Source organism: Magnetococcales bacterium, assembly GCA_015231755.1.
Lineage (GTDB): Bacteria > Pseudomonadota > Magnetococcia > Magnetococcales > Magnetaquicoccaceae > Magnetaquiglobus.
Genome location: JADGAZ010000005.1, coordinates 146,248 through 172,963, shown reverse-complemented (window position 1 = coordinate 172,963; position 26,716 = coordinate 146,248). Strand labels below are relative to the sequence as shown.

The 26,716-nt window shown below is 58.0% G+C and carries 17 protein-coding genes; 11 read left to right on the top strand and 6 right to left on the bottom strand.

From position 1 onward, the window contains the following. Positions 1–59: 59 nt before the first annotated feature. Positions 60–4,004, top strand: a complete 3,945-nt coding sequence (locus tag HQL98_05215; protein ID MBF0271466.1) for a CHAT domain-containing protein — start codon at positions 60–62, stop codon at positions 4,002–4,004. On the opposite strand, the gene rsmA is transcribed toward HQL98_05215, so the two are convergent. Together rsmA and HQL98_05205 are read right to left on the bottom strand one after the other, a co-directional pair. Next, positions 3,968–4,843, bottom strand: coding sequence for a 16S rRNA (adenine(1518)-N(6)/adenine(1519)-N(6))-dimethyltransferase RsmA (gene rsmA / locus HQL98_05210; protein MBF0271465.1), 876 nt, complete (start codon positions 4,841–4,843; stop codon positions 3,968–3,970). The two genes, HQL98_05215 and rsmA, sit on opposite strands and share 37 nt — an antisense overlap. Continuing rightward, the gene (locus HQL98_05205) at positions 4,840–6,771 is read right to left on the bottom strand and encodes a response regulator (GenBank protein MBF0271464.1); all 1,932 of its coding nucleotides are present in this window, start codon (positions 6,769–6,771) and stop codon (positions 4,840–4,842) included. Before HQL98_05205 ends, rsmA begins: the two co-directional genes overlap by 4 nt. 432 nt (positions 6,772–7,203) lie before the next feature. Here HQL98_05205 and HQL98_05200 point away from each other — a divergent pair, with 432 nt between their 5' ends. From HQL98_05200 to HQL98_05190, 3 genes are all read left to right on the top strand, one after another. Further along, entirely contained in the window at positions 7,204–7,911 is a 708-nt protein-coding gene (locus HQL98_05200) for a response regulator (GenBank protein MBF0271463.1), read from the top strand. Positions 7,912–8,079: 168 nt separating this feature from the next. Further along, positions 8,080–9,243, top strand: coding sequence for a hypothetical protein (locus HQL98_05195; GenBank protein ID MBF0271462.1), 1,164 nt, complete (start codon positions 8,080–8,082; stop codon positions 9,241–9,243). Continuing rightward, the gene (locus tag HQL98_05190) at positions 9,240–12,383 is read left to right on the top strand and encodes a response regulator (GenBank protein ID MBF0271461.1); all 3,144 of its coding nucleotides are present in this window, start codon (positions 9,240–9,242) and stop codon (positions 12,381–12,383) included. Before HQL98_05195 ends, HQL98_05190 begins: the two co-directional genes overlap by 4 nt. 152 nt (positions 12,384–12,535) lie before the next feature. Here HQL98_05190 and HQL98_05185 read toward each other — a convergent pair whose 3' ends face one another. The 4 genes from HQL98_05185 to HQL98_05170 form a co-directional block, all read right to left on the bottom strand. Beyond that, positions 12,536–13,036 (bottom strand): chemotaxis protein CheX, encoded by a 501-nt coding sequence (locus HQL98_05185; protein ID MBF0271460.1) that lies wholly within the window; start codon positions 13,034–13,036, stop codon positions 12,536–12,538. 71 nt (positions 13,037–13,107) lie between these two features. After that, a complete protein-coding gene (locus tag HQL98_05180; GenBank protein MBF0271459.1) occupies positions 13,108–13,584 on the bottom strand; it encodes a purine-binding chemotaxis protein CheW in 477 nt (158 codons plus the stop codon). 149 nt (positions 13,585–13,733) lie between these two features. Then, a complete protein-coding gene (locus HQL98_05175; protein ID MBF0271458.1) occupies positions 13,734–15,206 on the bottom strand; it encodes a glycosyltransferase family protein in 1,473 nt (490 codons plus the stop codon). Continuing rightward, positions 15,203–16,672, bottom strand: coding sequence for a glycosyltransferase family protein (locus HQL98_05170; GenBank protein ID MBF0271457.1), 1,470 nt, complete (start codon positions 16,670–16,672; stop codon positions 15,203–15,205). The genes HQL98_05175 and HQL98_05170 overlap by 4 nt, the downstream gene beginning before the upstream one ends. Before the next feature lie 104 nt (positions 16,673–16,776). On the opposite strand from HQL98_05170, the gene HQL98_05165 reads away from it, so the two are divergent. The 7 genes from HQL98_05165 (at position 16,777) to HQL98_05135 (ending at position 26,665) form a co-directional block, all read left to right on the top strand. Next, positions 16,777–19,344, top strand: a complete 2,568-nt coding sequence (locus tag HQL98_05165) for a DUF115 domain-containing protein (protein ID MBF0271456.1) — start codon at positions 16,777–16,779, stop codon at positions 19,342–19,344. Continuing rightward, positions 19,341–20,540, top strand: coding sequence for a polysaccharide biosynthesis protein (locus HQL98_05160; protein ID MBF0271455.1), 1,200 nt, complete (start codon positions 19,341–19,343; stop codon positions 20,538–20,540). Before HQL98_05165 ends, HQL98_05160 begins: the two co-directional genes overlap by 4 nt. An 11-nt stretch (positions 20,541–20,551) precedes the next feature. Then, positions 20,552–21,724: an aminotransferase class I/II-fold pyridoxal phosphate-dependent enzyme gene (locus HQL98_05155; protein MBF0271454.1), complete on the top strand. Its 1,173-nt coding sequence runs from the start codon at positions 20,552–20,554 to the stop codon at positions 21,722–21,724. A 71-nt stretch (positions 21,725–21,795) separates the two neighbouring features. Then, entirely contained in the window at positions 21,796–22,443 is a 648-nt protein-coding gene (locus tag HQL98_05150; protein ID MBF0271453.1) for a NeuD/PglB/VioB family sugar acetyltransferase, read from the top strand. Then, positions 22,440–23,504, top strand: a complete 1,065-nt coding sequence (locus HQL98_05145) for a nucleotidyltransferase family protein (protein MBF0271452.1) — start codon at positions 22,440–22,442, stop codon at positions 23,502–23,504. Before HQL98_05150 ends, HQL98_05145 begins: the two co-directional genes overlap by 4 nt. 1,077 nt (positions 23,505–24,581) lie before the next feature. Beyond that, a complete protein-coding gene (locus HQL98_05140) occupies positions 24,582–25,853 on the top strand; it encodes a hypothetical protein (GenBank protein ID MBF0271451.1) in 1,272 nt (423 codons plus the stop codon). A gap of 125 nt (positions 25,854–25,978) precedes the next feature. Further along, positions 25,979–26,665: a hypothetical protein gene (locus tag HQL98_05135; GenBank protein ID MBF0271450.1), complete on the top strand. Its 687-nt coding sequence runs from the start codon at positions 25,979–25,981 to the stop codon at positions 26,663–26,665. The last annotated feature ends 51 nt before the right edge of the window (positions 26,666–26,716 follow it).

Sequence of the window (26,716 nt, the reverse complement as noted above, 5' to 3'; positions counted from 1 at the left end):
CTCTTTCCCGCCCCCATTGTTTTCGTGTCCACTATCCACGGCGGATAAAGCCGTTATCCGTGATCGCGCTCGGTCTGTTGCTGGGATCCTCCTGGCCACTGACCGCGCTGGCCGCGTCCGGCGCTCCGGACGAAAAACAACGGGCCGGGGCGGTCGTCAAACCGGCAAACGCTGAAAAAACCACCGGCAACGCCCCACTGCTGACGCCACCCCCCGCGCCTCCGGCAGCCCAAAACGACCCCACGGCGGCCAAAGAGGCGGAAGCAGGCAAAAAGGCTATGCAGGCCAACGATTTCCAGCAGGCCATGACCCGCTTTGCCAAGGCCCACGAACGGGATCCGGGGCACAAGGACTGGCTGCACAACGCGGCCACGGCCAGCCTCCAGGCGGGAGAGACCGCCAAAGCCCTGGAGTATTTCCGCAAAGCCGCCACCCTGGCCGCCAAGGGAGGCGATACCAAGGATGCGGCCATGTACAACGGGGAAATCAGCCGAATGGTCAATACCATGCCCCCCTGGGTGGATGAAACCCTCAACCAAGCCGGAGTCATTCCAGCCAGCAAGGCCGAGGTGGCGGGGGTATGGTCCAAGACCCGGGAAGAGGCCATGGCCGCCGCCGAAAAGGGGGATCTGGACACCGCCATCCGCCTGGGAAAACAGGCAGCGGATCTGGCCCGGGAGAATCTCGGGGCGCAACACGCCTCCACCTTCATGAGCGAACGGGAGCTGGGCACCTATCTGACCCTGATGGGCAAGGTGGCCGAGGCCGAACCTTTGCTCAAGCAGGCAGCGACCCATGCCCAAAAGGCACTGGGGCCCAACCATCCGGAAAGCCTCGCCACCGGCAAGGCCCTGGCGGAACTCCTGGAGACCCAAAACAATCCCGCCGCCGCCCGTGATATGTATCAAGCCGCCCGCGGCGGCTGGGCCGCCAAAATCGGAGCCGGGCATCCCCTGGCCATGGACAACGATCTGGCCCTGGCCCGACTGCTCCAGGAACTGGGATCCCATGACGAGGCGGAAACGATGCTGCGGGAGGTCTGTTCCCGTTCCGCCGGGGTCCATGGTTATCATCACCCGGAAACCGCCCGTTGTCTGGAACGGTTCGCGGCCCTGAACATGGCCCGCGAGGCCTTCCCCATGGCCCGGGACGCCTACGAACAAAGCCTGACCATTCTGGAAGCCATCCTGCCGAAAGAAGATCCCACCCCCCTTGCCACACGCATCGGAGCCGCCGAGGCCAACCGTCGTCTGGGAGAACTCAAACGGGCCGAAGCGCTCCTCAAGCCGGTTCTGGCCCGGCTGCCCGCCGGCACCAAGGATCCGTTGACCGTCGAAGCCACCACGGCCCGGATTCATCTGCTGGCAGACCAGAGCGATTTCCAGGAGGCGGAAAACCAGACCCGCAAACTCCTGAAAGAACTCGCCGCCGAACAGGGAGAGGAACACCCCTCGACCCTGGCCTTGCGTGTGGAGCTGGCCACCATCCTCGAAAAAAGAGGAGATCTGGCCGCCGCGGAAACCCTGCTCAAGACGACCCTGGAATCCCTCACCAAGACCCTGGGGGAATCCCATCCGGTCACCATCACCACCCTCAACAATCTGGGGCAACTGCTGGAACAGGCGGGACTCTACGACGACGCGGAACCGGTGTTGCGACGGGCTCTCGAACTGGCTCAAAAACAATTCGGTCCCGAACGCCCCATCACCCTGACCACCATGAACAATCTCGCCTTGCTGCACGAAAGCCAAGGCAACTTCGACAAGGCCGAACCCCTGTATCACAACGCCATCGACGCCTATCGCAAACGGCTCGGGGAGCGGCATGTGGACACGGTGGCGGTGATCAACAATCTGGCCTATCTGCATCTGCTGCAACGAGAAGAAGCCAAGGCCGCACCCTTGTTCCGTCAAGCACTGGAAAGCTGGAGCGCCACGCTGGGGGGACGTCATCCCCGCACCCTGAAGGCCCTGAACAATCTGGCCCGGGTCACCCATCATCTGGGACAGCATCAGGAGGCGGAAAAACTCTTCACCAAAGCCCTGGAAGGACGCCGGAAAACCCTCGGAGAGCGCCATCCGGATGTGATCCGCTCCATGAACGACTTGAGCCTGCTGCTGCGGGACATGGGACGCCACAAAGAGGCGGAAGAGCTGGCCCGCCAGGCCCGCGCCAAGGCCGAAGAGGCGGTCGGACCCTTGCATCCCTACGCCTTCGAGGTCTTGGAAACCCTGGCCTCGATCCTGGAGAAGACCAAACACCCGGATGCGTTCAAGGTACGCAAGGAACTGTTCATCCGCCGTTCGGATTTTCTGGATCGCATGCTCTGGTCCACCGGGGACAACGCCCGGGAGGGATACATCCGGCTGCATGCCCCGGAACTCAACACCTACCTGACCCGGCTGGGGGAGATGGATCCGGCCACCGGAGGGCGCGAGGCGTTCGAGGTGGGTTTGCGACGCAAGGGATTGCTGCTCAAGATCACCTCGGAGATCCGGCAGATTGCCCGACTGGGGAACGATCCGGCGCTCAAGGCGATCAGCGAACGGTTGACGGAAACCCGCAAACGGCTGGCCTCGTTGACCCTCTCCGGCCCCACCCCGGAGACCGCCAGCACCCATTTGAAGGTGATCCACGATCTGGAAAACGACGTGGAACGGCTGCAACTGGAACTGGGACGGGCCAGCAAACGACTGCAACACACCACCACGCCCATCACCCTCGACACCCTGGTGAAACATCTGCCGGAAAAGGCCGCCCTGGTGGAATTCCTGGCCTACAAGGATGAAGAACGCAGCGGATTGCAGGCGGCCATTGTGTTCCAGGACAAGGGCAAGGTGGTGTTCGACCGGGTGGTCTATCCGGATCCGGACGGGGTGCAAAAAATCGTCACCGACTATCGGGCCATCATCCAGGAGGAAGAGGCGGACGAAGAGAGCATCAAAAAAATGGGCCGCACCGCCTATGACCGGATCTGGGCACCCATCAAGCAGCGTATCGGCAAACGGGAACAGGTGTATGTGGTTCCGGACGGCATGCTCAACATCCTCCCCTTCCCGGCCCTGGTGAATCCGGAGGATGACTATCTGGCCCGGGATACGGATCTGCATCTGCTGTCGTCGAGCCGGGATCTGGTCCCTTCCGCTGTGCCCGAAGCCAAAGGCAACTACCTGATCCTGGCCGGTCCGGATTACGACTCCGACAAGGTGGGAGGAGACCAGGCCAAAAAGCTGAAAGCAAAGGAAAAGGAGTCGGAATCCCTCCAGGGGAGACGCTCATCCGAACTCAAGCAGGGATTGCGGGCCTTCTCGTCGGGCATGCGGGGACTGCATTTCGATCCGCTGCCCGGCGCGGAAAAAGAGGGGCGGCTGATCTCCGGACAGGCCACGGGCCGCAAAAAAAACAACACCGTGCTGATGAAACACGAAGCCCAGGAGTCGGCGTTGCAATCGCTCGCGACGCCACCGGAGATTCTGCACATCGCCACCCACGGCTTTTTCCTCAAACCCGACGACAACCTCAAGAAACGACTCCTGAAACTGGCCCGTGGTGGCGAGTTGAAGCTTCCCCCTCCCGGAGACAATCCGTTGTTGCGGGCCGGTCTGGCCTTTGCCGGCATCAACGCCAACGCCCGCTTCCTCGGAGAACTGGACACGGACAACGATGGGGTACTCACCGCCCTGGAGGTGCTGGGCATGGATCTGACCGGCACACGACTGGCGGTGCTGTCGGCCTGCGAAACCGGACTCGGGGAGATGCACGAAGGCGAAGGGGTCTACGGTTTGCGTCGGGCCTTCCAGGAGGCGGGAGCCAAATCGGTCATCGCCTCGTTGTGGGAGGTGAGCGACGCGGGCACTCAGGCACTTATGACCAATCTCTACGCCCGTCTCGGAGAAGGGATGAGCGCCCATCGGGCCTTGCGGGAGTCCCAACTGGATCTGCTGGAGTCCAGCGAGTGGAAACACCCCTATATCTGGTCGGCGTTCATGATGGTGGGAGAGTGATCCGGGGAGTCGCTCCCCCCTGAGGCGTGAATCACATTGGCCAGTCGGGCGAACTCCGGAATCGAAAGGGTCTCGCCCCGGCGTTCCGGATCGATTTCCGCCCGTTCCAGCCACTGGCGGGCCGGATCCCCCATCACCCGCAGGGCGTTGGCCAGCACCTTGCGGCGTTGACCAAACGCGGCCCGCACCACCTGGGAGAAAATTCCGGGGTCATCCACCCGGGCCAGGGGAGCGGCCCGCCGGGTCAGTCGCACCACGGTGGAGTTGACCTTGGGGGGCGGACGAAACGCGCCGGGAGGCACATGCAGCACCGGTTCGATCTCCATCCACAAGCCGCAGGGCACCGACAAGGCCCCATAGGCCTTGGTGCCGGGCCGGGCGTAGAGCCGTTCCGCCACTTCGGTTTGCACCATCAGGGTCATCTGGACGATGGCCGCCCGCTGATCGATGAAACGCATCAGCAAAGGGGTGCTGATATTATAGGGCAGATTGGCCACGATGCGCAGCTCCCCGCCCAGGGTTTCCGCCAACGCCCCATAGTCCACCCGCAAGGCGTCGGTCCTCTCCACGTGCAGCTCCCCCAGACCGGCGGTGCGCTGCATCAAAACCGGCAACAACTCCGCATCCAGCTCGATGGCCCACACCCGTCCGGCAGCCCGCAGCAGCCAAACGGTCAAGGCACCCGGTCCGGGACCGATCTCCACCACCCGATCCCCCGGTCCCACTCCAGAGGCCCGGACAATCTCCCGGGCCACCTCGGAATCGGCAAGAAAATGTTGTCCAAGCCGTTTTTTGGCCGCCGGAACCGCAACCCCATGGCCTCCAGAGGAACCGTTCATCCCACGAAACGACGCACGCGGGGGATGAACTCCGTGGGGGTGAACGGCTTGTTGATAAAGTCGTTGGCTCCGATGCGAAAAGCGGTCTCACGGGTTTCGATGGTGTCATCACCGGTCACGAGAATCACCGGGATCAGACGGGTCTTGGGATCGGCCCGCACCTTGGCCAAAAAGGTGAAACCATCCATGCCGGGCATCTGCACGTCGCAGATGATCAGATGACAGGAGCGACTCTTGAGCACTTCCAACGCCTGCAAGCCGTTGGTGGACTCCAGGGTCGAAACGCCGTCGTTGTGCAGGAAGGCCAGCAGCAACTGACGAAACTCCGCGTCGTCGTCCACGATCAAGGCCATGGGGACCACTTCCGGCAATTGGGCGTAGAAGATGCTGCCGATGCCCTCCTTGGACTCCACCGTCAGATCCCCGTGATGGGCACGCAGCAAATCCCGGCTGAACGGCAATCCATAGCCGGTGCCATGCTCGCCGGAAGTGCCCACGGTGGAGGTTTTTTCTTCCAGCTTGAACAATTTCGGCAATCGTTTCTGACGGATCCCCACGCCTGTGTCCAGCACCGCCAGGGTGGAAGGCTTGCCCGGGGGACGCAACAAGGTGATCCGATCCCCCTTGCTGCAAAATTTCACGGCGTTGGTGAGCAGATTGTGCAGCACCTCGCCGAACAACGCCGGATCCGCGTGCAGCCGGAAGGCTTCGGGCAGGGTATTGAGCAGCTCGATGCCTTTCTGCTCGGCCAGGGGTCGAATCGACTCCAGGGCCTTGTCTCCGGCGAAACGGGCGTTGAAGAAACGCGGCTCCGGGACGATCTTGCCGGTTTTCAAACGGCTGATGTCCAGAATTTCGTCGATCAGGGCCAGCATTTTGGCGCTGCTTTCGGTGATCCAGGCCAGATAGCCTTTCTGTTTTTTGCTCAAGGGGTTCTTGGGATCGTTGTCCAGCAACTCCAGAAAGCCCAGAATCGAAGTGAATGGCCCCCGCAGGTCATGGGCCACCAGGGAGACGAATTGATCCTTCAGGTTGGTGGCCCGCTGGGCCGCGTCCCGCGCCCGCAGCAGGGCCGCCTTGTCTTTGCGATGCTTGGTGACATCCCGCAAAATCACCACCACATGCCAGGCATTGTGGATCTGGATGGCAGACGAGGAGGCTTCCACGGGAAAGGTCTTGCCGTTTTTGTGCTTGACCATGAATTCGACCACCCGACCGATCATGGTCCCCTTGCCCGTGCGACTGAAACTTTTGAAGGTGTTTTTCAGACGGGTGGCGAACTCCGATGGAGGCAGCAAATCCAGCACCGGGCGCCCCAAAATCTCTTCCGGGGTCTGACCAAACACCCGGGTGGCCGCCGGATTCCAGAAGGTGACCCGCATCTGGGCATCCAGGATCAAAATGGGATCAAGGGCCGCCGAGGCGATGGCGTCCAACCGTTCCCGGGCCTCGCTCAGGACGGCGGCATCGGTTTCGACCCGTTTTTCCAGTTGCGCCTTGGCCTTTTGAAGTTCGGCGAGGGCGGCTTCCAGATTGCAGGCGGTACGTCTTTTTTCCAGCACATGATGAATGGTCCGGTTGAGACTCTCCACGCTCAATTCGCTTTTGCGCAGATAGTCATCGGCCCCGACCCGGACCGCTTCCACCAGAGCCTCATCCCCTTCCGTGCCGGTGAACAAAATGAATCCCGCACGGCTTCCCATGGACTTGAGACTGCGGATCAGATCGATACCCGATTCATGATCCAGTCGATAATCCACAAAGGCCACTTGCGGATCCATCCGTTCCACCTGCTTAAGCGCCTCTTCTCCGGTGGCGCAGGCGAGGGGTACGATGGTCCAGCGGGTCAATTTCTTGAGCAGTCCGGACAGCAAGGCCCGTTCCATCGGGTTGTCGTCCACGACCAAAGCATGCAGCTGATCATCCATAGCTTTGATATTCAGTTATCTTTTACAATGTTCAGGGGATGGAATCCAACCAGGGTCCACGAAGCTCGTTTCGCTATGCAGCATAACACGTTTTTCTTCCAGGATGGGGAAATGTCTGGGCTTGGGACCATTTTTTTTCCGGCGGGTTCCGGGATCCTTGGAAATGATTATCAGGTTGCAAAAAATTACTATAAACCATATCATCCACCGCCTGATATGAAAATAAATATCATATAAACAATTCTGAGCTTTTAAAACCCTATCGATATGATTCAGAGCTATTTTATAAAGAGGTTTGAATTAATCTTGATTATTCCATAATGACAAGGATAAACTGTTGGGTCACGTGTCTTGATCTGCGCACCTTTTCACAAAAGCTGCCGACAAGGCCTGCATGCATGGACGAAAAGAGTTGGGGTGTGACAGTTGGGTATGAATGCCAAACAACACATTGTGATCGTCGAAGACGATCCGGTGACCCGAGGGCTGCTCGTTGCCTGTTTTGAAAAGGAAGGCTATTCGGTCTCCGAAGCGGAAAACGGCTCCCAAATGTGGACACGTCTCGAAACCACCCGCACCGATCTGGTGCTGTTGGACATCAACCTTCCCGGCGAGGACGGCTTTTCCCTGACCCGCGCCCTGCGGCTGCGTTCCGACATGGGCATCATCCTGGTGACCGCCCGCAGGGAGGACGTGGACCGGATCGTGGGGCTGGAGTTGGGGGCGGACGATTATGTGATCAAACCCTTCAACGAACGGGAACTGCTGATCCGGGTCAAAAACCTGCTGCGTCGCACCCGCAAGCAGCGGGAGGACGATGCAATCCCGGTCACCAAACACCTGTTCAAGGGCTGGACCCTGGATACACAACGACGCCGGCTCACCACTCCGGACGGTTCCCAGGTCCCCCTGACCAATGGGGAATATCTGCTGTTGTCGGAATTTGTCCGCAAACCGGGTCGGGTGTTCACCCGGGATCAACTGCTGGAAGCCATCAGCAGTCGCGATTGGATGCCCAACGACCGCACCATCGATGTCATGATCAACCGGTTGCGCCGCAAAATGGGAGAGACCTCCAGTTCCCGCATGCTGGTCACCATCCACGGAGTCGGCTATCAACTGGTGTCCGACGACTCCTGATCCCCGCTGTTGACGCGTTTTAAAAAAACCGCTTTCACGGGAACCACCGTCCGGCTGAAAAACAAGAATGCATAATGACCCTTTTGCTGCCGACTCTCCGGGTGTATTCTTGACTCAATTTGCAAATTTTGCTCTCCTGACCACACAAAGATGGCTGGGAAAAACCCGATGCATGGCACAATCCGCCCCAAACAATCCCATGATCATTTCTCCAGGGACCACGCTTGTTCCCGGCTGATTCTGCTGCTGGCCATCGCCATGGTCTGGATGCCATGTCACCTCCTGGCCGCCCCGAAAAAACGTATTCTGGTGGTCAGCAGTTATCATCGAGAATACCTGTGGTCCCAGGAGACCCATCGGGGCGTGACGGCCGCGTTGCTGGAATTCGGCTATCTCGACCATCCGGACCAAGTGACCACCTATACCCAAACCGACTTTGTGGAGTCGTCACGGGCCGTGATCCGGAAATTGTGGATGGATACCAAACACAAAAGCGACCAGGGAGCAATCGCCGTCACCACACGGCGGATTCTGGAACAGGCGGAGCGGTTTCAGCCCGATCTGCTGCTGCTCGGCGACGACAACGCGGCCCACTACATCGGCTCCCACTATCTGGACACCAAGATACCGGTGGTTTTCTGGGGGATCAACATCTGGCCCCTCAAGTATGGCCTGCTGGACAGTCAAGAAAAACCCGGCCACAACATCACCGGCGTCTACCAGCCCGGATACATGCGAGAAGGGTTGGAACTGCTCACCCGACTGGTTCCGGGGATCCAGACCGTGGCCATCTTGGCGGATGATTCGGAAACCAGCCTCGCCAAGGTGAAAGACCTCCAACGCCAGGCCGAACAGGGTACGCTGCCGGTGCGAATCGTCGGCACGATGGTGACCAACAACGAAACGGAATGGAAAGAAGGCGCCCTGACCCTGGCCCAAAAAGCCGACGCGATTTTTCTGACCAACCACAACACCATCAAAGACACGGATGGCAAACCCGTGGATCCCTTGGCCCTGGTGGCCTGGTATCTGCGCCACATCCACACACCCGACATCAGCGACGAAAAACAATTTGTCGTGGAAGGGGCGCTGTGCGCCGCCGACGACTCCGGCTATCTGCAAGGATACGAGGCGGTCCACATGGCCCATCGCATTCTGGCCCAGGGGGCGAATCCAGCCAACATGCCCCCCATCGCCCCGCCCCGGGGTCCACTCGTCGTCAACAAACAACGGGCGCACATGCTGGGAGTGGATACCGTGCTGAACAATCCGTTGATCGAAGAGACAATCGAACAGGCCGAAGCCTTGAAAAAATATCCGGAAAACCCATGATTCCCCCAGTCCGCTCGATTTTTCACAAACTGCTGGCTTGGTTCGTCGGAGGCGGCATACTGCTGATCCTGTGCTTCGGATCGGTGCAATACTGGGTGGTCAAACGCCAGATCCAGCAGGAAATGGAACGGTCGGCCCAACATGCGGTGGATGAGGCGGTCGCCTATTTCGACCGGATGCAGGCCATCCCCCTGCAAAGCAGCCTGGGCATCTTAGAAAAACTCTCCGGCCTGGATGACATGCTCCAGGCATGGGGAGACAGGGCATTGCTGGTCAAACCCCATGTGGAACGGCTGTTTTTGCACATTCTTTCGGCCCAGAAAGGACTGTTTCTGTCGATCCGCTACTTCGACCGGCAGGGCCAGGAAAAGGTGGCGGTCAGCGGCAACAAACGGATCCGGGAGTATCGGAATCTCAACCAGTCCGGCAGTACCGATCCTTATGATCAGCAGGCCAGGAGTCTCCATCAGAAATTGCAGGAACTCCCGTTCGGCTCCACCCGTTTTTCAGAACCGTTCCAGATGCCGGATGGCCGCTGGACCGTACTGGCGGGCATTCCCAAATGGGATCCGGAGATCGGCGGATTCGCCGGATCCATCCTGCTGCACGGGGATCTGACCAGCTATCTGCGCCATGTGGTCGCCATGCAAGTGGCCGGATACCAGGGAGCGCGGCTGTATCATCGGCATGGGGAGCGTTTCATTCCTCTGGAAGAAGACAACACCCGCGCCGACGATCCCGGCGGCAAACAGATCCATGGAGAGATCCGCCTCGGGGAAGGGGAACCCCATCTGGCACTGCGGATCACCTTTCCGGTGACCCCGGCAATGGTCCAGGAGGCCATTCGGAAAGAGCTGCAATTCGTCTTGCTGCCGGCTGTTTTGATGTTGATGCTGGTGGCCGGTTTCGCCTATCTGGTCTCCCGCAAACTGGCGGCACCGATCATCCAGTTGCGTCAGGGCATGGCGGCCATCGGTCAGGGTCGCTTCGACACCATCCTGGCGGTCACCACACAAGACGAAATCGGGGATCTAGCCTCCGCATTCAACCGCATGGTCTGCGACCTGCAACGCATGACCCGGGAGTTGGAACGTTCCAGCGCCGCGGCGGCGGCGGCCAATCAGGCCAAAAGCCTGTTTCTGGCCAACATGAGCCACGAAATCCGTACCCCCATGAATGCCGTGATCGGTCTGACCGATCTCTCCTTGCAGTCCGACCTGCCCCCCAGAACGCGGGACAACCTGAACAAAATCGCCGGAGCCTCCCGCTCCCTGCTGCGGATCATCAACGACATTCTCGACTTCTCAAAAATCGACGCCGGACGGCTGGAATTGGAAAAAGTCGATTTTCAGCCACGGGATCTGTTCGAGCGTCTGACGGATCTGTTCCGGCTGCAAATGGCGGAAAAAGGGATCGGGTTGATCCTATCCGTGGCGGAGGAGTGTCGCACCACCGTGCATGGGGATCCCCTGCGCCTGGAACAGATCCTGATGAATCTGATCGGCAACGCCATCAAGTTCACCCCCACCGACGGCGAGGTGGAAGTGACGGTACGACGCCTCCAGGATGAAGAGGCTCCGATTCTGTTGCATTTCTCGGTGCGGGATACCGGTATCGGCATCCTGGAGGAGCAAAAGGTCCGGCTGTTTCATCCGTTTTCCCAGGCGGATCTGTCCACCACCCGCACCCACGGAGGCACCGGTCTGGGACTGGCCATCAGCAAACGGTTGGTGGATTTGATGGGGGGACGCATCTGGCTGGAAAGCACCCCTGGACACGGCAGCACCTTTCATTTCACCGCCACCTTTCAACACGCGGTCACGGCCAATCCGTCAGATCTGCTGCCGCCTCCGGAGTTGCGCCATCTGCCTGTGCTGCTGGTGGCCAGCAATCCCCCCTGTCGCAACGCCTTGGCGGAAATGCTCCATCTGTTCACCTTCGAGGTGGTACCGGTGGCCTCGATCCTGGAAGCCCTGGATCAGACGACTCAGGCACGCACCGCCGGCAGGCCATTCCGTCTGGCGGTGGTGGACGCAGCCGTCTCACCGCCCCCCGAGGCCCTGGAGACCATCCGGGGTAGCAACCGCATCGACCCAACCCAATCCCCCTCCGAGTGCGGCATTCTGCTGTTGACCCGTCCAGACCCGGACAACCCCGAAAACCAGTACAGCCACAGGCCCGCCGGGGTTGCGGATCTGGAACTGGTGAAACCGGTCAACTGTTCGGTACTGTTCGAGACCATCCTGACCCTCTTTGGCCGTGAGGCGGCCCGGTTGCAACGCACCGGCAATCATGCCCCGGATCTGGCCACCTACCGGAAACAATTGACCGGGGCCAGAGTGCTGCTGGTGGAAGACAATTCCATCAACCAACAGGTGGCCAAGGAGAATCTGCTCAGCGTCGGCATTGTGGTCGATGTGGCGGAAAACGGTCTGGACGCGATTCAACAGGTGAGCACGGGTCAATATGATCTGGTGTTGATGGATGTCCAGATGCCCCTGATGGATGGTCACGCCGCCGCACGCATGATTCGCGCCGATTCCCGTTTTCAGGATCTGCCCATCCTGGCCATGACCGCCCACGCCATGGAAGAGGATCAACGGGCCAGCCTGGAAGCCGGCATGAACGGCCACATCACCAAACCCATCGACCGCAAACGGCTGTTCGAGACGTTGAGCCGTTGGATCGGTCCGCGCCATCAGCCTCTCAAGGTGCCGGAACCACCCGTTTCCCGGATCGTGATCCCCAAGAACCACCCGCAGTCGGGCCTCGACCGCCCCGGACTGCTGGAAATGGTCAGCCACAAACAGCCGTTGCTGTGGACCTTGCTGGTGGAGTTTCAACGCAACCACACCAACGTGATCACAACCCTGCGGGGCATGCTGCTTGGCCGGCGCCAAAACGACCGACAGGAGGCCGAACGGTTGATCCATGCCTTGAAAGGGTCGGCGGGGAATCTGTGTGCCATGGGGTTATTCGAGGCGACGCGGGAGATAGAAACCGCCATCCGGTCCAATCGGCCCCAGAACTGGCCCCTGCGGCTGGATCAACTGGAAACCGAACTGACTCACGTATTGGCCGATATCGCCCACTGGCTGCGGGAGATGGAATCGACGGGATCCGGTATGAAACGGAAGTGATCCCCAGGGCTTTGGCGGGGAAAATCGCGTGACCTCACAGGGATGAGATTCTGACGAATTCTACCCGATAACACGCACGCAGCTATTCTCTTCTTTTTGATTGTCCACGACGTTGGAGTCTCCACCCTGAAGAAAAACCGGTGGCAACCGGTCTAGGTTTCCTGACCATCGTGGAACACCTCCACATACAAGGGTCCATTGACGGTCATGAAATAACAGCGGGCACTGTAGGAACCCCCATAAGTGGGCAAATCCGCCGGATCCGATCCCTGCACGATTCTGGGAGGGGTCAGATCAAGGCCATCGTCAATACGGCTTTTCAAGGCACCGGCCAGAATGTTGGCCAACTCGCCAAAGGCGTCCCGCCCGGTTTCGTTGAAGGATTCCAGAGGTTCTCCCCAAAACGCCGAAGCCAGCCCCAAAGCCGCGTGCATCGGCGCGGAAAGATGCACGCCCCCTGTCATCTGACCCCGAAAACCGACGATGGCCGTCACATCAGCCCGATTGGCCGGATGCGACACGCCATCCGCCGCATGATTGACCAGGGCCGGACCATCCCGGATGCCGATGTCGGTGGCAAAAAAGGCAATAGCCATTTCGTGCATGGAATCCTGAATGGTCTTGATCAAAGTGGCTTGTCGATTGATCACCATGGGTTGGCTCTCCTTGAACCGCAGGGCGGGACGGATGAAACTTGCAAAGAAGTCCGCGACCGGCTGCAAAATCACGACGCGACGAGGGTGGATGCGCTGTCGGAAAAAATTCGATCTGTTTCCAGCACCATAACAAACTGTTGACCATGCTTGCCAATGCCACGAATAAACCCGTTGGGCACCCCGGTGCCGAACCGGGGAGGCGGCTCGATCTGTTTGGGATCGAGTTCCATCACCTCCTTGACCGAATCCGCAACCGCTCCGATCACCGTGGCCTCATCATCCTGAATCACGTCCAGAATGATGATGCAGGTATTGATGGTGGGGTCATCCTTGGTCATGCCGAACTTCAAACGCAAATCCACCACCGGCACCACGTTGCCACGCAGATTGATCACCCCGCACATGAAATCCGGAGTCCGTGGAATCCGGGTCAGTGGCGTGAATTCAAGCACCTCTTTGATCCGGGAGATGTCGATGGCATAGACCTCCTGGTCCAAATGGAAAGTCAGAAACTGGGTGGATTCCAGAGAGGCATACGAACCCATCGCCTATTCTCCTAAAAACATTTGTTATATAGACTTGGAAAGAACCGTGCAAAACCCTACTCCGCGCCATGCAGGAAATTCCAGTTCGAGGAGAATAAGTGAACGGAAACCAAAAATCAAGCAGTATTTCTGCGTTTATGGCAAGATTTTCAGATTTGTGTCAACACCTCCAAAGCACCTCTGACCCGCCCCACCAACTCCCGCCAATCCCCCGATCTGGCCTGACGAAACAGACGCATGGACGGATACCAAGGGCTGTCTTCCCGTTTTTCCAGCCAACGCCATTCACAAGCCGTGTGCAACAAGGTCCAGACCGGTACCCCCAACCCGCCCGCCAAGTGGACAAGCGCCGTGTCCGTGGAGATCAACAGATCCAGATGCTGCAACACGGCGGCGGTTTCGGCGAAATCTCCCAATTTATCCCCCAGGGGAATGATTTCGTGACGTTGACACAACGCTTCGGTCAATTGGGCGGCGGGTGGCCCTTTTTGCAGGCTGTAGAAGGTAATGCCGGGCAACAGGGTCAAAGGCAACAAGGTCTCCAGGGGGCAGGCCCGAACCTGATTGACATCCGCCGCAGGGTTGCCCGACCAGGAAAGCCCCACCCGCCATCCTTTTTTCTCCCCGAGTCGCTCCCCCCAGGCCCGCACCCGCTCCGGGGGCGCCATCAGATAGGGGAAATTCGGCAGGGTATCCAAAGTGATCCCCAACACCTCCGGCAGACTCATCAGGGGAACATGGCAGTCGTAATCGAACGGAGGAGGCGCGCCATCGTCCGAGGCCCGTGCCGTCACCTGATCCGCCAGAGACGAGGCGGTCAGAAGCCGCAACAACTCCGGACGACACTCCAGCAGCACCCGGGCGCCCCTCTCCCGGAGCAAAGGTGCGAACCGGGCGAACATCAAGGCGTCGCCGAAGCCCTGTTCGGTATAGACATAGATACGCAACCCCGCAGACACCCGACCCTCCCAGCGGGGCACGGGACAGATACGCGGGGCATGATGGGGCAGTCGGAACCGCCATTCATACTCCCGCCAGCCGGCGGCGTAACAGCCGGTCTTGAGCAACGAAGCCGCCATTCCCATGTGGGCCTGGGGGTATTCGGGGTCACACCGCAAGGCCTCCCGGAACCGCTCCAAAGCCATCCCGTGATCCCCATGCTCCTGAAAAATGACCCCCAGATTATAGTGGCCGATGGTCAGATCGGGATTCAACCCCACCCCGTGCAGATAATACTCCACCGCAGCCGACAACTCCCCTTGGGCCATGCGCCAATTGCCCAGATTGATCCAGGCTTCCGCCAGATCGGGTTTCAGGGCGATGGCGGCGCGCAGACTCTCTTCGGCCCGTTCGTTTTGGCCCAAGGCACTGAAACAGGATCCCAGATTGAAATGATAATAGGGTTGATCCGGATTGAGGGCCACCGCCTTGCTCAACAGATTGACCGCCAGATCGGGGCGGTTCATGGAACCGGCACTCAGGCCCAACACATACAGCGCATCGGCGTTGTCCGGATCCATGTCCAACACCTGCCGCACCAAGGCGTTCACCTGCACCGGATCCCGACGCCGATGAGCGGCCAAAGCCTGCTGAAGCAACCCGGGAATGTCGGCGGTATTCATGTCCGCGGCTCCCAGGCCCGGACCATCGCCTCCACAGGCTCGCTCCAACGATCGGTCACCCTCTGGCGAAACAGGGTCATGGAGGCATACCAGGGTGTGGTGGATCGATTCATGCCCCAACGCCAATCCGGCGCCCGGGGCAACAGGGTCCAAACCGGCACCCCCAAGGCTCCGGCCAGATGGGCCGTGGCCGAATCGATGGTGATGATCCGATCCATCCGGCTCATGATCGCCGCCGTGGCGGCAAAATCGGTCAAGTAAGAATCCATGATCCGCATCGACAATCCTTCCGGAATCCGGGGCAAGGGTCGATCCGGCTCACTTTTCTGCAGGCTGTACAGGCTCACCCCCGGCACCTGCGCCAAGGGCAGCAGATCCGCCAGGGTGCAGGAGCGACGCCGCAACGGATCATTGGCGTGCAACGGTTTTCCTTCCCAGACCAGCCCCACCTTGAAGCCCGGTTCGCTCAGCCGACCGGCCCATTCGGCGACTTGTTGCGGATCCGGAGTCAGATACCCCCCAACCGCCGGAATGGTCTCCACCGTGGTGCCCAGCACTCCGGGCACGGACAGAAGCGGAATCTGGAAATGGACCGGTTCACGGAATTCCGCATGATTTTGCACCTGCGCCACCCCCGGGGCACGCCGGAACAGCGTCACCAAAGGGGTGGGCACGGTCAGCAGCACCCGCGCGCCCTGATCTTTCAGCACAGCGGCGAAGCGGATGAACTGGATCATGTCTCCGAACCCCTGCTCTCCCAACAAAAGGATGGTTCGGTCTTGCAGAGGTTCCCCCTGCCAACGGGGAATCGAGGGGCATGGATACGGGACGCTGGGTTGATCGAGTTTGAAGCGCCACTCGTATTCCCGCCATCCTTCCGGGTAGTGTTCCATCATCAGATGGGCCATGGCCAGATTGACATGGGCCTGGGCGTGATCCGGTCGGACCTGCGAGGCCGTGCGAAAACACTCCAGGGCGAGTTCGGGACGGTTCCGGGATTTTTGACACAGACCCAGATTGATCCACGCCCCTGCCATATCCGGCTTGAGACGGGTCGCACGGGTGAAACAGTCGATCGCCTCCTCGACCTCTCCCAGATCCATCAGCAGATCCCCGAGGTGGAAACAGGCCGCCTCGTTGTCGGGACTGAGCCGGACCGCTTCCCGCAGACAATCCAGAGCCGGCAGTCGTGCGCCTCTTTTGTGGAGCAGCACCCCCAGGTCCAGTTGAAACACGGCGTTGTCCGGCAGGATGGCCACCGCCTGACTCAACGCCTCCAACGCCCCCCGCCCCTCCCCCAACTCCTGCCGCACCACACCCAACAGGTGCAGCACGTGGGCATATCCCGGATAACGTTTCTTCAAGACCAGCAAACGCTCCAGGGCGGCGTTCCAAAGCCCCTGATCGATACAGGTGGCCACATCGGCCATGGCAGCATGCAACTCGGTGGGGGGGGTGTCGGACATGGTAAAAATCTGGCCCGGTTGAAGGTGAATCACGAGATGGCCATCAAAGCATGCAATCCCGAGGCCGTAAAGGGCCACCCATTGAAATGGCCGAAAAATTGCTTATGACTCTTACGCGCATCATCGATTCCGAAAACACCCCTTTGGAAGGCCACACCATGCCCGACAAGACGCAGGAAATGTCACTGGGTCCACTTCTCATGAACCGGTTCGGGGAGCGTTATCTGCCGTCCGTGAACCAGGAGGCCTTTTCCAGGGTCGGATCGGATAATGTTTTTCAGCAACAATTCGGGGAATCCTTCACCCGGGAGGATTCGTTGTATCTGGTGGTGGGGTGCGACTCCGGGCTGCTGCTCAACTGGATCCTGAAACGCAAACGTCCGGAAGGCTCCCGTTTCATTTTTCTCGACTTGCCCGAAGTCCTGAAACGGCTGCATGACGCAGGCATGATGCCGCAAGAACTGCCTCCCGGCATTCTGGTGACCACCGTCGATCACTGGATCGCCGAATCCGAACCCTTCGGGATCAAAGAATATTTTTATCTGGACCAAGTGTTCGTGGCCAAATCGCTGGCGGTGGTGGACGGCATCCACGACGGTTATGTGAGCCTGTTCAACGAGGCGGAACGCACCCTGGGCCAGTACCGCTTGCAGGTGAACCATGAAGTCGGCAACCGCATTTTCATGGTGAAAGGGCTGGAAAATCTGGCGGAAAACCGTTTTCCCGCCTATCGGTTGAAGGATGCCTTCACAGGCCGAACCGCCGTGCTGCTGGCTGGCGGCCCTTCCCTGCCGGAGAGTTTTCCCTGGATCCACCAACATCGGGATCAACTGACCATTCTGGCCGTGGCCCGGGTGGCGGATCAACTGAGCCGGGAAGGGATCACGCCGGATGTGCTGTTCGCCATCGATCCCCACGATGTGATCTTTCACCAAAGCAAGGGCATGCTGGGGTTGTGGCAGGAGAGTCTCCTGATCAACATGTATCACCTCAATCCCGCCCTGCTGGGCCAATGGCGGGGACGCAACGCCTACATGGGGCCCCTGTTCCCCTGGGAAAGCCCCCTCAATCCGACGAATGTCTTGTATCCCGGCATCACCGTGGGCCATCAGGCGTTGGGCATGGCCGTGGACATGGGATTTTCCCGGGTGGTGCTGGCGGGATTCGACCTGTGTTTCAACCGCGAGGGTTTCACCCATGCGGCGGGAAGCGTGGAACAGCAGACCGGTCCTTTCATCGCCCGTGGGGATCTGATGGTGGAGACCAACGGAGGCTGGATGGCGGAAACCCGTCACGACTTTCTCAACGCCATCCCGAGTCTGGCGGCCCTGGCCCGCTTCGCCATCGAGCGCCACTGTCGGTTGATCAACCCCTGCCCCGGCTCCGCCAAAATCGAAGGGGTGGAACATCTCCCCTGGGAAACCATCACCCCGGAGCGTGTCACCCCATCCGCCCGCGACCGACTCCGGGCACTGATGCCGGAGGAAACCCCCATCAGCCGCACCGCCCACTATCAGGCTGTGGACAAGGAGTTGGCCAAGGTGCGGGGATTGGCCGCCAAGGTGAAAGGATTGGCCATCGAGGGTCTGGAGTGCAACGACGATCTGTTCGGTCGCCGGGGCAAACCGCCCCACTTCAAATTCAAGAAACGCATGGATGCCATCGAGGAGATCCTGGACGGGGAGTACCGGGAGATCAGCCGACTGGTCAAAAGATGGGGTCTGGGGGCCATGCTCAAATTGAGCCGTCCGGACAAGGAGCGGGATTGGAGCGACGCGGAGATCGAACAAGCCGGACGCCTCTATTACGAAATCTATCGGGACAACGCCGTCTCCCTGATCAAACTGCTCGACGCGGTCCGACAACGGCTCCGGGCCCGCATGGAGGAGGAAAAACCCCGTCCGGACTACAAACAACTGCTCAAACAATGGCGTGACGACAACCAACCGGGCCGCTCCCTGGTCTTTTTGCACCGTCGGGGTCTGACCATCGCAACCCTGCCCGAACCGGTGCAGGCCGGTTTCGTCGCACTGGACCACGACTTCGCAGCACTCCTGGCCCAGACCGATCACGACTACAAACAGTATATCCTGTCGATGCTCAGTTCTCCGCAAGGGGTACGGGTCAAGGCCCAGGCCATGTTCCGCAATCGGGAAATGGAACGGTTGCGTCAGTTTGGCGCCGGACTGGAAAAAAGCTCTCTGGCCGAAAAGAACGAATACAGCCATCTGATCCAGGGCTATCTGACAGAACTCGACGGAAACCAGGAACTGGCCGCCCGCTCCTATCGGCAGATCACCCACAAGGCCCTGCTCCCCGAAGCCTTGCAACGGCTCTTCACCATCGCCTTGCAGACCGGAGACATGCTCACCGCCCAGGCGATCTCCCAGCGGTTGTCGGAACTCTCCCTGGCCCACATTCCCTTCCATGCGGAATTGCTGCGACTCAACGGCAAAGGTACGACGGCGGCGGCCATCTTCGAGGAGTATCTCAAGATCGTGCGCAAGGATTTTGTCACCATGATCAAGCTGGGACGGCTCTATCTGGAGTTGGGACGACCTCAAGAGGCCCGGGAAACCTTTGCCCGCATCCTGGCGGAGGATCCGGACAATCAGGCGGTGCGCACCTTCATCGACGATCTGGATCGGATCCAGACCGGAGACACCCCATGATCTCCCCTGCCCTGCTCCAAAAAATTTTGCGCCGCCCCGGATCGATGTTCCAGGAGGATCTGGAGGCGTACCGGACCCAACTGGCGGAAACGTTGACCGGAGCCAAGGTGCTGGTGATCGGCGCCGCCGGATCCATCGGGAGTGCGTTCACCCGGGAAATGGTCCGCTGGCCATTGGGCGCATTGAGGCTGGTGGACCCCAACGAAAACAATCTGGTGGAACTGGTGCGGGATCTGCGGGCCTCGGCCCTCTCTCCCCCCGACGACTTCGCTACCAGCGCCATCCCCCTGGGCACCCGCGAATTCGACCACTTTCTCGCAGCCCACCCCCCTTTCGATCATGTGGTCAACTTCGCCGCCCTCAAACACGTGCGGGCGGAACGGGATCCTTTCACCCTGATGCGCATGCTTCAGGTCAACGTCTTGGCCCTGGACGGACTCCTGGCCCGCCTGTCCCAAGGCCCAACCACCCGTTTCTTTTCTGTCTCTTCCGACAAGGCGGTCAATCCGGCCAATCTCATGGGGGCCAGCAAGGCGCTGATGGAACAGACCATGTGGCAATGGTCGGAAACGGTTCCCGCCGTGACCGCCCGTTTCGCCAATGTGGCCTTTTCCGATGGCAGTCTGTTGCACGGTTTTCTCCGCCGCCTGGAAAAACGCCAACCCCTGGCCGCGCCCCTGGATGTGAAACGTTATTTCATCTCCCACGCTGAAGCCGGCCAACTGTGTCTGCTGGCCAGCGTCACCGGATGCAACCGGGAGGTTTTCATCCCCCGACTGGAAGCGGCACAAGATCTTTCCACCTTTGCCGAAATCGCGGTGCTGTTCCTGCAAGAGGCCGGATACACCCCCCGTCTGTTCGCCGATGACGCAGAGGCCCGCCAGTTCGCCTCCGCCATGCCACCGGGCTGCCGCGAGTGGCCCTGTCACTTCACGGTGAGCGACACCACCGGCGAAAAGGACGAAGAGGAGTTTCTGAGCCAGGGGGAACAGGCGGATTTCAGCCGCTATCGTCACGTGGGGGTGATCCGCCATCCGACCCGCACCCCGGAACGCTTGAGCGCCTTCCTGACCACCCTGCGCCAGTTGCGGGCCCAACCCCTGTGGGAAATCGCCGCCATCAGCCAGGCCATGGAGCAGGCGGTGCCCGCCTTGTCCCACCGGGTGGCGGACCGGAACCTGGACGGCAAAATGTGATCCCCGAGGCCATGAACACCCTGAAGAAAATCCCTCTGGCGGTACCGGATCTCACCGGCAACGAGGCCCGCTACCTGCAAGAATGCATCACCAGCACCTTCGTGTCGTCGGTGGGGCCATTCGTGGACCGGTTCGAGGCCATGGTGGCCGCGGCCAGCGGCGCCAAAGGGGCGGTGGCGGTCTCCTCCGGCACCTGCGGATTGCATGCGGCCCTGGTCACCGCAGGGGTGGGACCGGGGGATCTGGTGATCGTGCCCTCCCTCACCTTCATCGCCAGCGCCAATGCCGTATCCCACTGCGGGGCCATACCCTGGCTGGTGGATGTGGATCCGAACACCTGGAATCTCGATCCCAACCTGCTGGAACGAATCCTGTCCCGCGAAACCCGACTCCAGGCCGACGGCAGCGTGCTCCATTCCGCCTCGGGCAGACGGGTGGCAGCGGTGATGCCGGTACATACCCTGGGACTGGCGGCGGACATGGAGGCGATCGTCGCCTGCGCCCGCTCCAAAAATCTGCCGGTGATCGCGGATGCCGCCGCCGCCCTGGGGGCCACCCACCGGGGACAACCCGTGGGGGCTTTGGGGGCCGAGTTATCGGTTTTTTCTTTCAATGGCAACAAAACCGTCACCTGTGGCGGCGGTGGGGCCATCGTCGGCAACCATCTCCCGCAACTGGCCCTGGCCCGCCATCTCACCACCACCGCCCGCCTGGGATCCGGATACGATCACGACCGGGTGGGGTTCAACTATCGCATGACCAACCTCCAGGCCGCCGTCGGCTGCGCCCAACTGGAACGACTCGACCCCTTCGTCCAGGCCAAACGCGCCATTCGCGCCCGCTACGACCAGGCATTCGCGGATCTGGAGGCGTGGGTCTCCCCCTTCCCCGCACCTTTGGACAGCGCCGGAGCCTGCTGGTTTTCCGGATTCGTGATGCGTCGGGTGGCCGATCCGGAAGCGGTGGAACGATTGCAAGCCGGGTTGCAAGCCGCGGGCATCGATGCCCGTCCGTTCTGGAAACCCCTCCATCTGCAACCACCCTATCGCCATGCCCCCCAAACCCCCCAACCGGTGAGCGATGATCTGTGGTGGCGGGTGGTGACCCTGCCCTGCGCGACGGGTTTGCCGGAAGAGGATCAACACCGGGTCATTCTTGCCGCCCGACGCCTGCTGACAGGGTAAAAAGGGCGACCGGAGTGGAGCCATCCATCCCAATAGAATGATTTTTAACCTCCAATAAAGTGGCCCATAAATTGCGATCCGGTTCTTTCATTCTGCTTGGCGGCGGCGGACACGCCCGCGTAATCCGGGACACCCTGAAGGAACTGGGGTGGCTCGACCGGGTGATCGGGGTACTGGCTCCGGTCATGAGCCCGGTTGATCAAGCGGCCCTGGGACTGCCGTATCTGGGTGGGGATGACCATCTGGAGCGGATTGCCGCCGACACGACGTTGTTGATTCTCGGCGTGGGATCGGTGGGCGCGGGTGTGGCGCGGGCGGGACTGTTCGACGCCTGCCGGGCCAGGGGATTTGCCTTCGCCTCGGTGATTCACCCGGCAGCCTGGGTCTCGTCCGCGGCCCGGTTCGGCATGGGAACGCAGATCATGGCCCGGGCCGTGGTGCAAACCGGAGTGGTGACGGAAGAGAATGTTTTGATCAACACCGCCGCGGTGGTGGATCACGACTGTCAGTTGGACGCCCACGTTCATGTGGCCTCGGGCGCGGTGTTGAGCGGTGGGGTGCGGGTGGGTCGCGGCACCCATATCGGAGCCGGGGCAGTGGTGCGTCAAGGGATCGTGATCGGGGCCGGCGCGGTGGTCGGGGCCGGAGCCGTGGTGGTGAAACCTGTGGGGGATGGGTCTGTGGTGGTGGGGTGTCCAGCCGGGGAGAGGGGAAAATGAGTCGAGATCAAGAGCGTTGGCAGACCATAGTGATTCGGCCTGAATTATCGATCCTGGAAGCGGTCCGGGTGATCGACAAGGGTGCCTTGCGGTTGGCCCTGGTGACCGACGACGCAGGCCATCTTCAGGGGGTCGTGACCGATGGGGACGTGCGCCGCGCCCTTTTGAAACGCGTGGATATGAAGGAGCCTGTAATGAACATCATGAACGCCGCCCCCACTTTCGCACGGGCCTCGGACACCCGGGAACGGATGCTCACCATGATGCATGCCAAACGAATCGAACATCTGCCCATCCTGAACGAAGCCGGTTGCGTGACGGGACTGGAGACCATGCACAACCTCTCGGTCCCCGAATCCAGAGAAAACTGGGTGGTGCTGATGGCCGGCGGTCTGGGTTCCCGACTCTCTCCCCTCACCGACGTGGTTCCCAAACCGCTGCTCAAGGTGGGTTCCAAACCGATTCTGGAAGTGATTCTGGAAAGCTTCATCTCCCACGGGTTCTACCGTTTTTTCCTGTCGGTGAACTACCGCAAGGAGATGATCAAGGAGTATTTCGGCGACGGTTCCGCCTGGGGCGTGCAGATCGTCTATCTGGAAGAAAACGGTCGTCTGGGCACGGCAGGATCGTTGTCGCTGTTCCCCGAGCGTCCCAAGGAACCGTTTTTCGTCATGAACGGAGACCTGCTCACCCGCATCAATTTTCAGCACGTGTTGAATTTCCACCTGGAACACCAATCCCGGGCCACCTTGTGCGTGCGCAAGGTGGAACAGACCGTCCCCTACGGGGTGGTGCGTCTGGATGCCCATCGGCTGGTGACCATCGAGGAAAAACCAGTGCAGGAGTATTTCGTCAACGCCGGCATCTATCTGCTGGACCCGGAAGTGCTGCCGTTGATCCCCAAAGACCAGTATTTCGACATGCCGACCCTCTTCCAAAGCATCATCAAGCAGGGAGAAACCACGGCGGCGTTCCCGTTCTTGGACTACTGGATGGACATTGGCCGGATGGGGGATTTTCGCCAAGCCTGCCGGGATTATCCGGAGGTGTTCGCGGCGTGATCGCGCGCGCGTTTCGCGTGCGTTCATAATATAGTTCCACCGGCTCATCCCCCACACTGATCACCCCTGCGCGCGCCCAAAACAGCAGCCGACATCTGACGCAACTTGCGTCATCCAGTCTATCAACCTGTTCTATTTGAACATTTTTACAGAAAAAAAATCACACAATGATGTTACTTAGGGTTGCAATTCAGAAGAGGACTCTGCTATACTAACAGAATTGGAAATAATGGATAATTGTTATTTTTTTGTTTTTTTTGTTATATTGTAATAACGCAAAAGGAAGCAAGAATTGTTTATTTTCATTGAGTTGCTCGTTATAAACAGAACAAAAAAATCAAATCATCACAAGAAATCCGCATCATTCAGGCGATATAGATCTTATGAAAAGCTTCAAGATGGTTGGTGTTGACTGCTTTCCAGAAAGAGGGGCTGGAACCATGCAACCAATCAGAAACACACTCTGGCTCAAGTCTGGACACCCTGCCGTAAAGCGCATGGTCACCGGACTTCAAAGCACCGCTCCAGTCATGTCGGTCCCCGACCTCTGGCGGATTCGCTATCCCACCTATCCGGTCCGGATCTCCATCCCGCCTCCTCTCTAAGTTTTCTCGCTTGCCTCATAAAACGCCGCTGTTGACCGAACTGTTCGGCTTGGCGTTGCGTTTTGGGGTCAAAAGGGCCAGTTTAGGCCTCCAGATGCGGGGATCTCCTCCCCTTTATGCTGCAATCTTCAGCATTTTCTCCTTATTTTTATAGGCAATTGGCGCAACTATAATGCATAAACAGTTTTACATTATTGTAGGCCATGGCCTTCATTTTTACCGCAAAGGTGATACGAGCCAATCCTCGTGTCCAAACTTTGCTCAGGCCGTGAACCGTCTTGCACTCCACATTGGTCGATTTAATCCCGGATCGGATGGCGTCTTCGCTCTCTGCCCACACCCGACTGTAAGCCGTGGCGATATCACGTGGATGCCCCGCAACCGCCCACCCTCTCGACCGACTGGACAGTCGCCCACCAATCTTCAATTATACCTCTTTCTATTCAACTCATCCTTCCAAAGGAACTTCGACATGGACATGAAAGCTCCGCAATATATAGGTTTCTCTTCTTGCGAAACATCTTTATACAGCCCTTTCAATAGAGACACTCTGCAGAAACTGAGAGAAAATCTTATACCCCCCAGTCCCGAAAAAGAAAACTGGAATTACGAAACCGATCCAGCTCTGATTCAATTATCTAATACGATCATCAAGACCGTCAATACAGAAGTTTTCAACAACTGCATCAGCCAAGCATTAAGTGTCGCCAAGTGCAAAACCTATCCGTTCGAGGAAACAGGTAGTCTTTTTAATGAAATCGGGGAAGAAAAAATAGCAAAAAATACTGGATGGACCACTTTAAAAAAGTTATGCTATAATGTTAAATTAGTCGACATTTTCCCAGATATGGAGGTGTATTTTGGATTACAATGGTACTTTGGCAACGAATACGAATATAACAAAATAAGAATATGGACCGAAATTCCTTTGTGGCCACAATCAACAACAGAAAGAATTTCTAATACAAGAAAGAATATATCAGCAATTGTTGCTAGTTGTTCAAACACACTTGGAACAATTTGCAAATCAATTGAAAAAAATGTTAAAGAAGCAATCCAGTCATGTTTCAAGACTCGCAACATTGAAGACAAAACATACGAGTTCGAGTCAGTCCATACAATCAAAGTTCACACGTTCTGCTGTTCTCCTGAAACCCAATTCCCTGGCTTCCAAAAGGAATACTCTTCAGCACCCATCACGGAACTGATGAATCAACCATACGGACTAGAGCACATGCATATAATCTTTGAATTGATGAAGAAGAGTGACGCCTGGAAGGGAATTTTAAAAGACCAGGAGCTTCCCACATCACAATCCGAGGGAAAAGCCTTTATAAAAAAAATGATAAAAGAATACTCAAAAAATCATCTACGCGCGAAACGAACCAATCAAGAGGCTTCAAAAAATCTTGGTATAGCAGATCAGATCATGAAAGATTTTCAAAATATTACCCCAACACTCCGACAAGGATACCTTCCTCTAGACCTTAAGATATCAATATCACCCAACTCTCTCAGCACCACAAACAGCAAAAAACCCTATAAGACATTGGCGTTTACAATAGGTAGCCTTATTCCTGCCAGAAAAACTATGGAATATTTTAGCATCGTTCCAGACAGCAAGAAAACAAAAAAAACACACGCCCAAAGAAAAAAACACCTCTACAAATATAAGGATATCAAAATTTTCCCAGAACTCCTTGGAAGCATTGGAGTCACATCCCAACACGAAAAATATATTTGATCAAAAAACGGGAGAAAGCTAAGATTCAAAACGCAAGATCCGATGGCAAGTCGCCATCGGATCTGTTAAATCTTGACCCAGTCAACGCAACAATGCAATTCAGATCCTTAGAAAACGGAAAAGATATGAAATCATCTTTCAAATCAGGCACAGAAACAGTTCTTAAAAAAATCAAAGAAGCAAACTACTATAATTCCAAAAGAATACTCTGTATTATTGAGACAGAAAATATATTTCTAATTATATTAGAAAAAAAGGTAAGAGATTTTATTGTTCTCGTTGTTGAGAACAATATGTCATGCTCTTGCTGCCATGGGAACCCTTGCATTCGCAAAGATTGCCCTGACAATAAAATACTATGCAACCCTTCTGAGAACAAAACAATCAGAAACAAATATTTCAAAAAGTTTAAAGTAGGTAGAATATATTTCTCGCCTATTGCCACTACTGCCCCTTCAGGATCTAAAGATTTAACCAATTACGTAGAACACCAGAAAGGGGTAAAAATGACCAGCACAGAAAACATTGCAACAAGGAATCATTTTCTTTCCATCAACATGGATAACAAGATTTTAGATGGGCACGATAAACGCATTTACCATCAAGAGTGTCACAGACCCTATCGCATCACAAACACAAGAAATTTCTACAAACAATCGACCCAATATCCCCCTTGCATTTCCAACGGAAGACAATTAAAGGGGACTTTTGTTGATTCTTTTGAATTCAAACTCCCAGAATCAAATTCATCAATCCGTGCTTCACAATCGGGCCTAGAAGATACGTCTGCCTCCCTAAGAAAATCATTGTAACCAATCCGTGCCGGATGAAAGAACTTTCCATCCGGCACGGAAGGCTCACAC